Genomic DNA, 16,637 nt, shown 5'->3' on the forward strand with positions numbered 1-16,637 from the left:
ATGGACTAATAAGTCTTTATCTTGAATTCTACAAAGGTTCATCAACAAATTCAAATAGCATATCTTCGAGATTTTGAGTACTTGAAGATATAAAGGAGATTCTCATAGAAACAACAGCACAAATTGTTAAATTTATAATAAAAAAGGTCAGTACAAATGTACCGACCTTACTTATTTACTGTTAAAATAGTTCTATTTCCAGAAGCTCCATTTTACTCCATCAAATACAGCCATTGTTTTACTTACTGTATCATAGCACACTGTTCCTGCTATGGGACTTTTCATGTTTGCTACAGGATCGTTAACTTTTGGCAGAACTAAAGCCTTGCTGGCAGATTCAAGTACCAAAACACCTTGTGCCGGAGAGCTTGCAGCGCCAATAATGACACCTCCTCCCTGTTCGGCAGATGTATTCGGCATTGTGCCTGTAAGATTTCCTGCATCCGATAAGGAAACCCACAGATCATTTTGCCGCATTTTTACGATATTGTCTGTTTTATCAAGTAAAAATGTTCCGTTACTGGCTGCAACCCCAGTTGGGAGTGCGTCTACTATCGGAAGGATAATTCCTGCATTGGATAAAGGAAAATCCAGAATAGCATCTCCGTCTACAGAGGCTTTACCCATGCCCACCTGTGCTGTCAGACAGGAAAAGCCGGCAAAAATGACTGTTGTTAATATTATTTTTTTCATTGTAGTAAATTTAAATATTATTATTCATTACAGCTTCTAACGATGCAGTTCCAGCTTGTTCCATTGTAAAGCTTCATACATTTATCCACTGTGTCATACATCAGCATACCTTCTACAGGATTTACAATAGCGGAACTCTGAGAACGGGTAATAACAAATCCTCTTGTTTTGGATTCCAGTGCCACGGCACCATTAGGAAGATTTTCCGGCCATCCGTTTTGTTTTGTCTGAATAGTGATACCAATTTTAGTGAACAAATCAGCAGGAGATGTATTCGGGTCTTTTGTACAGAAAGTACACGCCAGAACTTTCAATAAATTGGAAGATACTGAATTCGAAGCTCCGCACTGTGACTGAGGATTTACGACAACAGAAGCCAGATTATTGAAATACTTGCTACCGTCTACATCTGTATAAGCTATTGCAGCCGAAGTATTGGTATTCACTTTAAATTTAACCACAGCTGTTTGTCCTGCTGCGATGCTCATTCCTGATATATAAACCTGATCTCCGTCAAATACCGCCGTTCCGTTTGCTGTAAAATTGGTTTGTATTAAAGAACCTGCGATATAAGTCTGTGCTGCGTCCAGATTATCTGTAAACTCAACATTGGTAATAGGATTAGTATCATTATTTGTAATATTAACCGTGTATTCCAGCTCTGTTGAGGTTGTTCCGAAACATCTGTCCACAGATTTTGTTACCGTTGGTTTCACAATTGCCGTAGAAGCAGTGTACGTAATGCTTGTATCCTGGTATCCCGCAGCTCCGCTGTCGTCATCACTTCTGTAAGGATTCGGATTGTTTATTCCGCCATCAACTGTAAAATTGAAGTGTGTAGCGTAGGTTCCGGCTCCTGATGGTCTCACCTGTATATAAATATAGGAGTTTCCTGAAGGTACCGTTAGATCATTTAATAAGAAATTCTGACCTGCATACGTTGGAGCTTCAGTTCCAAGGCCTACATAACTGTTTGCTACATATTGCAATCCTGCCGGCAGAACATTATTAATATCAATTGTTTTAGATGAACAGTTATTATTTTTAATATTTAATTTTAACGTTGCATCCTCACAAGTTGGCAGCTGATTCTCAATATAGGAAGCAATAATATTGATGTTGTCCGGAACCGGCTCAATCGGATTATCGCAAACAAATGACATATCACCAATATAAAGGTAATCAACTTTACTGAATACCGGACTTCTGTCAATCGTCCATTCTATCACAATTTTTTCAACAGGTTTTTCAAAATCTACATTCACCGTTGCAAAATCTGTAATATCCAAATAAGGCTGAGTTCCCGTTGCGGTTCCTGTAGAAGCGTCAATGGTGTATCTTCTCAACTGATTATTCAGCGCCGGAGTTGAATTATAAGCATAATTCATTTTCGGAGTTATCTGATTTGCACCGCAGTATCCGATAACTTTTACAACAGTAGACTGTCCTGCCAATTTGGTAATACCTGCAATCTGGAAGCTTGCTTTTGCAGCTTTTGTTCCGCTGATATCTTTTAAATTTACAGTATAAGACACTTTTCCTGCTGCACCGCTCATATTATCGTATCTTGATAATTGAGTCCATGTACCATACATCCTTGGGAAAATTGTAGGAATCCATTCTACACCTGAAGGATATGTAACACTGATATCTGCTGATAATGCACCACTCGCAGGAGCTGCTCCATTTAAAGGAACATTATTTAAAGCATTGTTTGTGGCACCTGTTGCCCCTCCGTTAAACCAAGCCATTCCGTTTTGCAGGGTTTGTTTTCCTCCCAAACATGTCTGGCATGCTGCAGGTCCAACTTTTCCAACTACTGTAAAGTACTGTCCGTTTTTAAAATTATAATAAAAAACAGCTTTACCTCCGGAAATTGATACTGCAGGAGAAATTCCTGTGTTGGTTGTGAAACCGCTGTCATCTGCAAAGTATAGAGAAACTTCGCTATTAATATTATAAGTGGATAAATCTACCTCAAAATAAGAAGCCCCAACGGTTCCTGTTTCCTGAACAAGCCAAGTTTTGTTGATTCTCATAAGACCGTCTGACAAAGCAGGACAGCTCACAGGATTTACAGCCGTAGTTCCTGTATTGATATTATTATCACCAAACATCATAAATCCTTTATCGGCCAATGATGTTCTGCTAACATTAGAATTTGGTGACGCAAAATCATTAATAGTAGATGCAGTAAGAATGCTGTTGTCATTAATACTGTGAGAAACTTTCTGGTCTAAATTACCACTAACATCTCTTGCAATACCAAAGATATTGTTGTTGAAAGCATTATTGGTAGCAGAGTTCCAAACAATGGTAGCATCAGAATTAAGATAATTTTGAGGCTGGATTAATGTAATACCATATTTTATGGCAAAATAAGAATCCACCTTGTCTCTGTCCTGTGTTGATAAGCTTACGTTATAATATGCAACTTCGGGTATTCTTCCTGCGAAACCAAAGACACTTCCTCCAATTTGCATATTCGGATTAACATCGGCAGTTATAGCATCCGAAAAAGTAACAAAATTACCATTGAAACCAACCTGCTTATTATTACCGCTAACAATTGAGCTTACTTGCCCTCCCACTAATGTCATTCTATTTAAAATAGCATTGAAGGCTGTATTTTGCCTGTTGATGGTACCTCCATTATCGATATAGTGAAGAGTAGCAAGATTACTAGCTGTATTAATCCCTAAACCATACCTGTGAAGAGTTCCACTTCCGCTCGCTAATCCAAATCTGAAAATATGGCTATAAGTAGGGTCAATATCTGCTGATTTTGCTCCTACAGCGAAAGTTGTATGCAATCTGCCCAATGCTACAGGGTCTATAACCCCTGTAAAGTGCGCATAATCTGTTGAAGAGAATGTGTAGAATGGGTTGTAGTTACTATTTTTATCACCGCTGGATAATGTCACTGCTCCACCATTTTTATTCAAAGTAAATCCGTTTGCTCTATCAGCCCAGGTGGTAAGAGTAGCAGTAACCCCTGCATCATACCAATACCCCAATCCTGCTACAACACCCGCCGGAGCATTGATGAACCCTGCAAAGGTAAAGAACTGGCCATTCGTCAATGTTACATCTGCATAATTGTATGTTACACCATTGATAACCTGTGTATTGGCCGACATATTGGTAACCGTATCTGTATTATCAAAAACGGCATCGGAGCTTTGAACCAATCTCAGGTTTGTGATACCTTGTGGCCACATTACTCTTACGGTTCCCACTGAAGCTGTATTCTGAACCTTCCAAATGGCTGCAAAGCGTAAATTAACTCCAGAAACTCCTGTAAATGGAACCGTTAATGTTCTTGCCAAACCATTATCTCCCCAGATTACATATTGCTTATCTGTAGAGAAACTGTTCACATTTAATGCATTTGTATTGGCTAATGCGCCACCAATTCCTATAGCAACCTGGGAACCCGTGTTGATACTTTGAGATTGTTTTTGATTTAATGCTGTGGCATCATCCCGGCCTATACCGGTAATGTTTTGATTGTAAGCAGCATTGACCGTAGCATCCCAAATTACACTTGCATCAGTAGCAACATAATTTGTAGCAACAGTCTGATCCATTGTAACACCATATTTTACAGCTAAATAACTTTCAATCCTGTTTTGTTCGGCTGCAGTTACTTGTCTTTCATAACCAATTACCTCCTGATAGTCAAACCCTCCTCTTTCGGCGCCACCATCTGTATCTGTATTCAGATGGAAATTTCTGCCTGTAAATGCAAGCTGGTTATAACTGCCGGATGGAGGATTACTTTTACCATTTATCTTATAAGGATAGGCGCCTGCCGTACCTGTAGTATAGGCAAATCCTAAAATATTATTAGTAGATGGATTAAAGAAATTAGTGGTTGTGACGTTTCCGGGAAACACAAACATTCCTGAAGATGTGGCACTATTAATATATGGGCCCATTTCTCCTATATTTGAACCTGCGGCACTTAATGTTGCTGCACTTACATTCATCTGTACATTGTAACCTACTGTAGGCGTACCACCTGCTCCGGCTTTGGAGACATTATAAAACGTTCCTCCCGTTCCAGATGTTGTTACATTGGTAGAAAAAGCATTAAGCATTCCTAATCCCGCACCCTGAATCATCCTTACCATAGGGTTGAAATTAGATCCTAAATTCATGTAAGTAGAAGCAGCCGTATGTAAAGAAAATCCGGATAATGCCTGAAGCTGTCCTCCGGCCGCCGCAGAATTAGTCCAGGATGTAACGGTACCACCTTCTGCTGTTGTATTTGTTCCAAAGTCAGCTTTATTCCAAACCTGAAGGTTATTAATAACACCTCCCGGAGCCTGTACAAAAGCTGCTAAAGTAAAAAACTGTCCGTTAGCCAGAGACACATCAGCGTAATTATAAACAACTCCATTGATAGTCTGTGTATTGGCTGACATATCAGTAACAGTATTTCCTACTGTAAAGGTGGGATCCAGATTATTCTGAACAAGTTTTAAATTATTTAATCCCTGAGGCCACATTACTCTTACTGTCCCTACTATTCCGGTATTCTGTACTTTCCAGACAGAACCCAAACGATAATTGACTCCTGCAATACCACTGATTGTAGCTGAAGGTGTTTTTGCCTGTCCGTTATCTCCTACAACAAGAAACTGCTGATCAGTGAGTATACCGGTATTGGCGGTATTTGTATTAGCCATTCCTGTAAGACCAATCAAAATTTGCTGTCCCGGGTTTATACTCATAGACTGCTTTTGATAAAGCGCAGAATTATTATCTCTCCCAATACCTGTAATGTTATTATTATAACCAGTATTTGTTGTAGCATTCCAATAAATTGTTGTCCCGTTTGAAGCAACATAATTGCCTGATTTTGTAATTCCATACTTCAGCGTAAGATAGCTTTCTATCTGGGGACGTCCTAATGTCTGTGTGGTATTATAAATTACAATTTCCGCAATGTCGGAATTTGAAAATCCGTTAGTTCCCTGAGCTCCTATCCAGAAACTTTGGGTCCCGGCAGAAGCAGTGCCCGAACCTAATGAAGAAGACATTGCAGTTCCGTTAAGATAGGCTGTAGCCGCATTTGAATCTCCATTCAGTGACTGTAGCCGAACTTCATTTGCAGCAGGGGCAGACGTGTTTACAAATCGGTTAGTGATCAGCATACCTCCTGCAGAGTTTGCTCCTACATTCCATGTTCCTCCGCCCCCATCAGAATGACTGTAAAGCGGATTTGAAGACGCTCCCAATTTTCTGTAAACAATGTATTGGGATGTTTGATAAGGAGCTGCCGCAGAAGTTGTTACATTTTGCGGAACTCCGGAAGTAAATAAGCGGTCATCTGTACCATCAAACCTTACAGAAGGATTAAAATTGATCTGGTTTGTATTATAAGCCGGCACAGTACTGGCACCACCTTGCTGTATTAAATTATAGGACCCGGAAGCACTGTTGTTCCATGTAGTAACAGTTCCTGAAACGGGTGTTATAACGTCAGCTTTATACCAAAGCTGGGGAGCTATTCCGCCGGGACTTTGAGCTTTTGTGAGTATGAGCATACTCCCCATTAGGAGTATACCCATTAGAATATTGATTTTTTTCACTTTGATTTTTATTTAGAATTAAATATGAGTATATTTTTTCTTTAAAAATAAAACTCAGAAGGCGGGGGACGGCTTGTATAAAGTGAGAAATAGGATTCTTTAAAAAGAAGAAATCCATTCTTAGTTATTTTATTACTGGTATTACTTGAATATCCGTGAATAGACTTAAATATTATATTTTCAATTAAGAATTTCAGATTATATTGAAGCGGAATAAATCCGGAATTTGCGATTCCTTTTGAATTGGGAGAAAAAAAGTTATCTGGACAAATATTTACAAATATAGCAGGCTCAACTGCCGGGTAATTTTTTACTTTTTCTTTTAAAGACTTTGAAACAGATTTTTTTTGATCTTTTCCGGAAAGAGTTTTGATTTTTTTATCATTAAATACAACTTGTTTTGCTTCATTTAAAGATTGTATCTGCGGAGTATTCTGCTCCTCAAAATCTTTCAACGTTATTTGGTTTACGATTCCGGAATCTACAATATAGAGTGTTGTATTTTCACGAATTGTAATTTCAGTACCTTTTTGATAATATAAATGTTGCGAATGAAAGTTCGAAGCCATTAAAAAAACTAACAACAGTAACAAAGTCCTCTTGCAAAAGGACAAAAAGGGATTAACCTGTTGTGTTGAGTGTTTCATAATGTGTGCTTTATTATCGTAAAAGACAAAGTTGATTGTCTTATTACATACTCACTCAAGATATGATCCTGAATCAGATTAAAATGAGGGAATTAAGGCTTTTCTTTATTAAAAAAAATATATTCTATCCTTTTACTTATATATTATTTACTTCTTATTTAATATTTATAAGCTATAATAGTGTCTGGATTATATTGAGCTTGATCTTCTAGAATTTGGAAACTACTTTTTTAAAATCAATATCAATACAAAGCATTTTATAAATTTTATTCAACGTATTAAATGTAAGAAAATATTTTTATATAAATAAAAAAAACAACATTTTTTATTTTATTCACATAAATATGATATTATATTTACAGCTAAAGTAAGCTACAATTACCTCCGAAGGATACCACACTCCTATACTATAAAAAAACAATATTTATATTCAGATTCGATCTCTGATGAATTTACATTTATTTAAGGTATTGCTCATATAATATTCATCCTTCCTTACCAAATACATCATATCAATCCCTCTATTTAAATTCAGACACCGCACTGTAAAAAATGATGTCTCAGGAGCCGCACTTAAAGCACTGTTTACTTAAGGAAGAATAATTCCTTTGCGCTGTGGTCTGAAATTTTTTTGTCCAAAGGATTTAGGGCCTACCATCAATAATGGCATATAAAATTAAAAGTAAAATATTTCTATCAAAATTTCAATTTCGAAATAATTGTCATTTCATTAATTTCAATTATTTATTATAATCTTAATTAGAAAATTTTAGAACACCATAAACAAATAACAAAACAACAGTTAAAATACACTAGCATTAAAATAGTTAACTCCTTTATAGATCAGGTATTTTCCTATTCTAATTATGATTTTTGTACGTTTTGATTTGCTATCTTTAGAAAAAACTACAGATGGACCAGGAAGACTTTAAAACTATTTTAGAGAATACTACGGTTTTCTCTAACTCAGAATCTCCAAATGAAATAGAAGAACTTTATGATGTAGTGATTATTGGTGCAGGGCTAAGCGGACTCAATGCTGCTAAAATACTATCTAAAGCAGAAAAAAAATTCTTGTTTTAAAAGCACAAGACAGAGTCGGAGGACATACATGGACTCAACCCATTGGTTCGAATGATTTTGTTGACTTGGGTGGACAGTGGATAGGCAAAGGTCACGATCAAATGTATAAACTTGTGGCAGAAGCAGGATTGCAGACTTTTCCAACCTATACTTATGGGAAAAATATATTGCGGTTAGATGGAAAAAATAGCTCATACAAAGGAGAAACACTTCCATTGGGCTTGTTTGCCTTATTATCAGCACTAAAACTTATGTATGTTTTTGACCGAAAATCATCGAAGATTTCCTTAGAAAACCCCTGGCTTATGGAAAATACATATGAAATGGATAATCGGAGTATAGGAAATTGGATTGAAGAAACAATTTCAAACAAAAAGGCAAGAATTCTGATAAAAAGAACAGCTGAAGCAATGCTATGCAAAATGTAAAAAATGTTTCATTATTCCAGGCATTGGTGAATGCAAAGGCTACAGGTTCTTTAAAACAAACGGAAAAGGTAGAAGACGGAGCCTTAAGTGATCGAATTTCAGGAGGAGCACAGGGGATCAGTAATTATATATATAATCTGGTAAAGGATGCCGTAAAACTGAATTGCCCGGTTTCATTTGTAACACAATTGGAAAGCTACATTCTTATCGGAAATGATGATCTTTCGGTAAAAACAAAAAAAGTAATTGTAACAGCTCCGTTACCTGTTGTAAAAAATATAAAATTTACTCCGGAATTGCCAATTGAAAAGCAAACATTAATCAATTCTATGGAAATGGGTACTGTAATTAAATGTAATGCTATTTATGACAGACCATTTTGGGAGGAGACAGGCTTGAGCGGTTCCATGGTTTGTCTTGATGAAATAGTAGAGCTCTCCGTTGACAATTCAGTACCAGGTTCGGATCGTGGAATTATTACTTCATTAATTCATGCGAACAGAGCAAAAGAGCTTCTCCAGTTATCTGAACACGAAAGAAAAGAAATTTTATTGAAGGCTTACGCCAATATATTTGGGGAAAAAGCTTTAAATCCTATTATGTATATAGATTATTCATTCACCAATAATCCTTGGATTGGCGGGGCTTACTCCGGACTTTTTAAAAATGGTATTTACTCAAAATATGGAAAATATTTAACTAAACCTTCCGGTAATATTCATTGGGCTGGCACAGAAACATCTACTCTTTTTAAAGGGTTTATGGAAGGAGTAGTTTTATCAGGCGAAAGGGTTGCTAAAGAAATTTTAAATCAAAATTAATTAAATTCTTTAAATATCCTCTTGTTATTACTCCCAATAAATAAAACCCTCCCTATCAATACAATAAATCAAATTTGAAAGTTATCTTAAGGTTTCGTTCAAACTTTACTATAGCTATAAAATACTATACTAGCTTTGCAAAAAGATAGAGCATATTATTTAATAAAAAATATTTTTTTTCAGACTTTAAGTTTTTAGACAGCCTTTGCGCTGTCTTTTTTATATCTCTATGTATGAGGAGTGCATCAAAAAGTTCCTGCCGTTTATATACCGGGAAATAAAAAAGGAGACAATGTCTCCCTTTTCATACCAAAAATATTTTTTTCCATTTCGCAACCGTATTCCTACTTAATTTAAAATGACTCGCCAACTGGCTATTATTAAGTTTGTGTTTTTTCTGGTAATCTAATATTATTAAAATATCAGATTTTCTATAGGAACGATACTTCTGGTTATCATTTTCAGTTTGATTATTTGTTTTTCCGAAAATTATTGTATTGAGTTCAATAATATTTAAGACAGATAAATTATCTTTCTCCAGCAATTTTTTACATCTCTCCTGTTTATGAGGGAACTTCTTAATAAGTATATCTGTATAGATAAGTTTATAATCTGGTATCATTTCTTATACTTGTTTATCCATTTATAAAGTGTAGTCTTAGGAATCTTATATTTTTCCATTATCTGAATCTTACTCATTTCACCGGTATGGATTTGTTCTAAAATAAAATCAATAACTTCTTTTGTATAGACATTCTTACGAAACTTAGGAAGGCTTATTGTTTGATTTTTTGTTTTAAGACCTGTTGTAGGCGGTGCATATAATATCAAGTGCTGTGAATAAAGTCTAAAAAAATCATATTCCAAGAGTTTACTCCACCTCAACAGAATTTCTGAATCAAGACTTTTTTGAAGGTACATTTCTCTTACTTCTTTCTGGGAACATTTAAAAAAATTACAGATACGTGATACCTCTATTTCATTATTTTTTACTCCTTGTTCAATTAATTGCCCAATGTGGATACTTTTGAAATTCATAAAATATAGTAGATCTTTGATTGAATTTGGTAATACTCTTTCTATTTGAATCACCGTTAGCGTTGAAGCCATGCAGTGATGTTATTGAAAATCTATTTTAAGATGTTAGGGTATTCTATTAAAAAAATAAATAGGGATAATTCTTTTTAATATGAAACATCTTATTATTTCGTTTAATTTAAATTTTTAGACTGCATTTTAGAATATTTCATTAAAAAGCTGAATTATTTATATTTTTTAATAGAAAGCCCCCGTTTGTTCTATCATTTGATTCGTATAATAATAATTTAAAAACGAGGGCTTTCAGAGTAATTATAAATTAAAATAGATTGTATTCTCTTTACTTTACAATTAGTGTGGATTAATTCCTGATACAGCAGCTTTCTTTAGCCCCCATGCTACAGCATTCATTTCTAATGCTGAATTATAAACGTATGGTGAAGCTGTGTTATCACCATTACCGTATTGTTTTGACACAGGAAGCCAAGTGCTATTGTTGAATATTGATGGATATCCACCAGGATCCGTATTACCTTGAGTTGCTACTCCTACAGTATCTCCCAGCATAAAGAAATTATAATTATCGTTATACCAAACAGTAGAATAAGAAGGATTTACTTCTATATGTCCCCAATTATTATTAGCCGGAGCTACCTGAACTGATCCTGCAGGAAGAGATCTCATTACAATAGTTCCGGTTGTAGTATTATCTTCACCCCAATATTTACCTCCCAGGTTACCGAAAGGTCCATTTATTACCGGATCGTTTGGTAAAATATTGATTGCGTAATTATTATCATCATTTGGTACTGCAGGACAATTTACAGTACAGGTTGTCTGCCATGCTAATTCAGATGTTGGCAAATTAAAGATTCCGTTTATTAAAGTCTGAGCATCTGTTAATCCTGTACCAACCGGGCTGCCAAGACCAGTTGAGTTACTAGCATAGATAAGTACCCCCCCTTTTCTTACATAATCTCTTAGTGCATTTGTTAAAGCTGCACTGTTTGGAGCAGCATAAGAAAAATACATAATAATATCCGGTGGATTGTTAGTAATATTTGTAGTTGCTGTTGCAGCATCATTTGTACTCCAAGCCTGGGTAAAATTCACAATTTTCACAACCCCATTAGGACTAAAGTTTGCATTAAGTGCACTATTTCTTGTACCAGTCCATGAATAAGTACCATCATTTCCAATCAGAGCATATGTCATAGCAGGTAATATTACTGGTATAGTAGCAGAACATGTAGCATTTCCGCTAACTGTATTGGCAGTTATTGCAACCTGAAAATCAGTGTTTACTGTAGGTGTTCCACTTCCTATCAAAGTGATTTGCTGTGTCCCTGTTGAAGTAAATACACCTGAAGCTGAGAAAGTAACACCATTTACATTAGGTGTAGAGATATTATATGAGCCTAATGTATTTACATTAACGTTCATCGTAATCGTATTACTAGCTGTAAGCGCTGTCCCTTTTACATAGTTACCGTTAACAGTGATAGAAGAACAATTAAGTGCATAAGCTGCAATATCCGGGTTTACAGTTACAGGAACAGTACATGCTGTTTGGGATGTGCTTCCTGAAGAACTGATAATGAAGTTATTTGTCCCTACAGCTGTAGGTGTTCCTTGTGCGTACAGTCTTATAGTCTGTGTCCCAGTTGTTGTTAAAGTACCTTGCCCTACAAACGAATACCCGTTTTCAGGATTAGAAGATGCTGTTATAAGATAAGCACCGGGTTTTGTTACGTTTACTAAAGTGATTGCTATATAATTGGTACCATCTGTTTCTTTTCCTTTTACATAGGTTCCTTTCAGAGATACGTTAGCACAATCGAAGGTGAATTTAGCATTCCCCATATTTCCACAAAGACTTTTCCATTCCAGCTCAGGAGCATCCCAGTAATTATAACAGTTCTCAGTGGTATTAAAGATCATCATACTGTTTTCTGCCGTTGCTACTGTGATATTATCTCTTTCTGTTGCAGTGTAACGCTGTATCATCACACCGTTGTATTTATCTGGTACTCCTGTACTTGCTGGATTCTTTCTTTCCGACACATGTAATCCCGCATTAGAATTTGGGCGGTCCGTATTGATACCCACCTGGCTATATGCCAATACGGAGAATAATACAGCAAAAATTAAGATTATATTTTTCTTCATTTGTTTTTTAATTGTTGTGATAACAGAAATATAATATCCTGTTAATCCATTTCACATTTAATGTTTTAGAATTGTATTTTATTTGGTCCTAACAACTTTTAAAGCTTGTTAGATCCTGAACCTTATAAGTATTTGATATATTTTTATACTTAAAACAAATAGGTGGGGGTCTGATTCTAAGATTTTTTATAAAAAAATATAATGGAGAGTTGGTGTTATACACAAGCCATAGATCTAATAAAAAAACAAAAAACGGAATCTGATTTAACCAACTAAAAGTCAGTAATTTAAAATAGCAACCAGATAATAAGGACATGCAATATCTGCCATTTGAAACAGAAAGCCTATAATGTAGACTATTACAGTTTGAAAAGTAAATACTTTTAATTTTTATACGTTTCTTCTCTCTTATTCCATCTATATCTTCATGCAATTTTGTTTTCTGATTAGAAGACTGTACAGACCTTATATCATTAGCTTTTATTTTCCTGTTAATAAGAATATCCTGTAAACTGTATAAAACCGTTTCTTTCAAAACAAAAAAGACATCATTTGTTTTTATTTCTTTATTCCTATTCTTTAAGAAAGAAGAATTTTTTGTTTGGATTGGCAGTTGGACTTCATTAGAAATGTAAGATTCTTCCGAGACAAAAATTAGATCCGAATCATTATTTTGATTATTTTTGCCGCACTTAATTTGTTTCTGTTTTTTTCCAGATTGCACCCTCGTGCCACAGATAAATACTGCTCCCGGTATAGGAACACCTACTAATATCTTTTTTGCTATAGGCACAATATTTTTTATCATTTGTATTTCCCTGCAAAGTTATACGAACCAATAGGGAATGGGAAAATAAATAGGAAAAAGCATCAATGAAAAGTGATTACTTATTGAAAAAAGCAAACATTATCACTCAGAAACAAAATACAATATAACCTACTGAAAAACAAAAAATTAAACAAATGAAAATTGATTTATTATTGGGTATTTCATAAAAAACACAAAAGAAAATGGATAATATAAAACTGAGAGAACAGGAAGCTTTACGACTTAAAAAAGAATTGGTAACCAGATATAATTATCTGATGGCAATTATTTTATTAATATATACCCTTATATTCTTTTTCATTATTAATGACAAACTGGTAGGATATTATTGTCTTGTAGGAACATTTTTTTTAGTTGTCCTGATGTATATTTTCAAAGACACTACTTTTCCATCAATATCTTTAGAAAAAAAAGTACAAACTTATCTCATCTTTGCACCATTGTACGTGTTTTTCTTAATATTTTATTTCTGGAAATATACTATTGTTAATTTTTGCTGGCTGGTTCCCATTCCTTTTGGAGCATATATCTTTCTTGGGAAAAGAAAAGGTTTTATTTATTCAATATATTCATTATCAATATTTATTGTACTGCTTTTTATAACTACTTTTTTTTCATTTAATTCTATAGAGATTTCATACACAAAAATTCGGTATACAGATATACTTGTAGTCAGCTTCAATATTATAATCAGCTGTTTATTTGTTTATTATAAAGATAAAATGAAAGAACAGGAGCTGCTTTCTACTATAGAAAAAAGAGAGCAGATCACTCTTCCTATCACATTAGATGAAGAGGATATTTCAGATGCAAAATCATTGTTTGAAAAAATAGAAAATGAGATGATCACACAAAGATATTTCATTAATCCAAAATTTAATATTTCTCTGCTAAATACTATTTTAAAATCAAATAATAATTACATATCGAGAGCAATAAGGCTACAAGGGTATCCCAATTTCAACACCTATGTGAATTCACATAGAATTAATTATGTGAAGGAACTGATTGAAAAAAACGATCTGGAAAAGATAACACTCATGTATATTTACAGCGAAGCGGGATTCATCAACCAATCTACTTTTAACAGGGCTTTCAAGCAAATTGTGGGGATGACCCCAAGTGAGTATATACGGGAGGTAAAAAAATAAGCCTATCAATATGTTACAACTAAATTCTTAATACATACTGCTTATTGACAAGATGTGACTGATGACATCTTATAAATCCAAAAGGTTTTAGCATTTCATCATATTCATATATGGGTTTAGAAATTAAATATGCGGTGTTATCTTTCAAAAAAAAGTAGTATAATTATTTGATGATTCATATCGCAGAATATCCTGAACAGGGATGAATAATGCTTCTTTCTGACTTAGCTATGCCATTTTTTTATGATCAAGCGGTAATTTAATAGTACAAAACCAGGTACACTACTAAGTGAAGAGTTATCGGAATGTGTAAAGATGTAAGCCCAATGTGAATTTGGAATAAAACAAATCAGGACGAGTAATACATTCTCGTCCTGACATTTTTAGGATAATATTATTCTTAGCTGACTTTTTTAGTTAAAAACTGTAATTATAACCTACGGTACAGGTCATTTCGTTTACGTTTGGATTTTCAACAGCCTGGTTGCTGCTTCTGAACATCTGAATAAAATTCAGGTCAAAACTATGTTTTTTCCAAGGAATATAGTTAGCGCCTAGTCTAAAACCGGTCACGTTAATATTAGCTGTACGGCTTCCCGAATGGTTATAAGAAGTACCAAAACTGGTTTTAAGTTTATCTTCTTTAAGAAAAGCTTTAGTTACCGTCAGAGCCGGCCCCCAGATTGTGGAGGTCTGAGAGGCAGCAAATGTATGGGTATAATTAAAGGAAGTACCAATACTCATTTTTTTCTCCGGAAATCCTAAACTGTAGTTGATATTCGCATTATGAAATCTGGACAACCCTCCTTTTCTTACAATTCCATTTTCCCGGCTTACCATATCGTTAAGTGAATAATTAATATTAATATTCTGAACCTTTTCTTTGGTGCTGGACAGAACGTAATTGACATTGATATTGGTATTCTGTGAGATCTGTTTATAATCTATAGAATCTTTGGGCTGCTGAATCAGCAATGGATTATTGTTGATATTATTAAACTGGTTAAGCTGCCTGTTGGTAAACATCGTAAAATTGGAATAGCTTGCCGTGATCATCAGCTTATCAGACGCTTTCAAATTTGCATTTACAGCGCCTACCCAACGGCTGGTCTGCTTGAATTTCTGTTCGTCAAGATTATCCCTTTGTCTGCCTATATTTCCGGAAAGTGCCAATTTATCTTTCCAGAAAGTAAAGGCTGTATTCAGCGTAATATTTTCAAGATCATTATTAAAATAATAAGCCCCTAACGTTCTGTAGCCGGGATCTATTCTTTCATACTTTACACCAATCATTCCTTTTTTAAGTTTTAAATTGACCCCTCCGTTATATACAGAATAGCTTTGAAGCGAAGAATTTGAAGTAAGAAATTTTGATGCAATTCCTTTTTTCACAGACGCATTTGAGGAAGCTCTTAAATCCTCCACTAAAGCAGAATTGGCATATTCTCCATATACTTCCAGATTTTTATCAATCATAAAACTTCCCGTCATAGACAGTACGAGATTTTCCTGCGGCAGAACTCCTTTTGCATCGGGAGCTACGGATAAAGAACTTACATCATCTTTTGCATAAAATCCTATTAGCCCTAATTTATATTTTTCTTTTTCCCACCTGATATATGCTCCGTAGCCCATTCTTCGGTACGCCGGGATTGTACTCGGGTTTCCGTCATCTTCCACTGCTTTGTTAAGCCTTCCCGTCATTAAAGCCACTTTAAGAGGAATATTCGGAGTAAGTTCTACTCCTGCTCCTGTAAACAAAAGTCCATTAAACGTATAGGGCGAAAAGGTCATATTGGCGTCACCAATATATGCCTTGATCCATTTATATTTGGGAGCAATGCTTAATCTGTTGAATTTAAAAGGAACCTGATATCCTAACTGGCTTCCCTGGTTGGTAAAGCTGTAGGATATGGGCATCGTCCATTTATAGAGTCCTAAATTGAGATTTCCATTGAGAAAATAGGTAAACGGAGCTCTTCCATTGTACACATTAGAATTGTAAAAAACTGAGTTGGCAGAAATTCCTCCACTTATTTTAAAGGGATTCTTTTTGAGCTCTTCCATGGTTCTCTTTCCCAGGTTTTCGAGATCTACTTCCTGTGCATTACTCATCGTAAAAGCTGAAGTCAAAAGCAATAAAACAGTGCTTTTTGTATAAATTTTCTTCATAAAAAA

The 16,637-nt window shown here is 34.9% G+C and carries 12 protein-coding genes; 4 read left to right on the forward strand and 8 right to left on the reverse strand.

The features are described from left to right. Positions 1-192: 192 nt before the first annotated feature. The 3 genes from CLU97_RS13660 to CLU97_RS13670 form a co-directional block, all read right to left on the reverse strand. Positions 193-693, reverse strand: coding sequence for a hypothetical protein (locus CLU97_RS13660; RefSeq protein ID WP_121488418.1), 501 nt, complete (start codon positions 691-693; stop codon positions 193-195). A 20-nt stretch (positions 694-713) separates the two neighbouring features. Beyond that, positions 714-6,272: a DUF11 domain-containing protein gene (locus tag CLU97_RS13665; RefSeq protein ID WP_121488419.1), complete on the reverse strand. Its 5,559-nt coding sequence runs from the start codon at positions 6,270-6,272 to the stop codon at positions 714-716. A gap of 62 nt (positions 6,273-6,334) precedes the next feature. Further along, positions 6,335-6,862, reverse strand: a complete 528-nt coding sequence (locus CLU97_RS13670) for a hypothetical protein (RefSeq protein ID WP_121488420.1) — start codon at positions 6,860-6,862, stop codon at positions 6,335-6,337. Between the two features lie 990 nt (positions 6,863-7,852). On the opposite strand from CLU97_RS13670, the gene CLU97_RS23710 reads away from it, so the two are divergent. The 3 genes from CLU97_RS23710 to CLU97_RS13680 are packed head-to-tail and all read left to right on the forward strand — an operon-like array spanning position 7,853 to position 9,272. Further along, positions 7,853-8,023: a hypothetical protein gene (locus CLU97_RS23710; RefSeq protein ID WP_183084571.1), complete on the forward strand. Its 171-nt coding sequence runs from the start codon at positions 7,853-7,855 to the stop codon at positions 8,021-8,023. A 41-nt stretch (positions 8,024-8,064) separates the two neighbouring features. After that, positions 8,065-8,451, forward strand: coding sequence for an FAD-dependent oxidoreductase (locus CLU97_RS24215; protein ID WP_262690743.1), 387 nt, complete (start codon positions 8,065-8,067; stop codon positions 8,449-8,451). Further along, a complete protein-coding gene (locus CLU97_RS13680; protein WP_121488422.1) occupies positions 8,439-9,272 on the forward strand; it encodes a flavin monoamine oxidase family protein in 834 nt (277 codons plus the stop codon). The genes CLU97_RS24215 and CLU97_RS13680 overlap by 13 nt, the downstream gene beginning before the upstream one ends. A gap of 618 nt (positions 9,273-9,890) precedes the next feature. Here CLU97_RS13680 and CLU97_RS13690 read toward each other — a convergent pair. From CLU97_RS13690 to CLU97_RS13700, 3 genes are all read right to left on the reverse strand, one after another. Further along, the gene (locus tag CLU97_RS13690; RefSeq protein WP_121489747.1) at positions 9,891-10,310 is read right to left on the reverse strand and encodes a transposase; all 420 of its coding nucleotides are present in this window, start codon (positions 10,308-10,310) and stop codon (positions 9,891-9,893) included. Positions 10,311-10,661: 351 nt separating this feature from the next. After that, the gene (locus CLU97_RS13695; RefSeq protein WP_121488424.1) at positions 10,662-12,479 is read right to left on the reverse strand and encodes a hypothetical protein; all 1,818 of its coding nucleotides are present in this window, start codon (positions 12,477-12,479) and stop codon (positions 10,662-10,664) included. 88 nt (positions 12,480-12,567) lie between these two features. Continuing rightward, positions 12,568-13,287 (reverse strand): hypothetical protein, encoded by a 720-nt coding sequence (locus CLU97_RS13700; RefSeq protein WP_121488425.1) that lies wholly within the window; start codon positions 13,285-13,287, stop codon positions 12,568-12,570. 203 nt (positions 13,288-13,490) lie between these two features. On the opposite strand from CLU97_RS13700, the gene CLU97_RS13705 reads away from it, so the two are divergent. Next, complete coding sequence (locus CLU97_RS13705; protein ID WP_121488426.1) at positions 13,491-14,459, forward strand: helix-turn-helix domain-containing protein; 969 nt, start codon at positions 13,491-13,493, stop codon at positions 14,457-14,459. 19 nt (positions 14,460-14,478) lie between these two features. Here CLU97_RS13705 and CLU97_RS24390 read toward each other — a convergent pair whose 3' ends face one another. Together CLU97_RS24390 and CLU97_RS13715 are read right to left on the reverse strand one after the other, a co-directional pair. Continuing rightward, positions 14,479-14,607, reverse strand: coding sequence for a LytTR family DNA-binding domain-containing protein (locus tag CLU97_RS24390; protein ID WP_410493385.1), 129 nt, complete (start codon positions 14,605-14,607; stop codon positions 14,479-14,481). A gap of 269 nt (positions 14,608-14,876) precedes the next feature. Next, entirely contained in the window at positions 14,877-16,631 is a 1,755-nt protein-coding gene (locus CLU97_RS13715; RefSeq protein WP_228437711.1) for a hypothetical protein, read from the reverse strand. Positions 16,632-16,637: the final 6 nt, after the last annotated feature.

This window comes from Chryseobacterium sp. 7, assembly GCF_003663845.1.
Classification (GTDB): Bacteria; Bacteroidota; Bacteroidia; order Flavobacteriales; family Weeksellaceae; genus Chryseobacterium.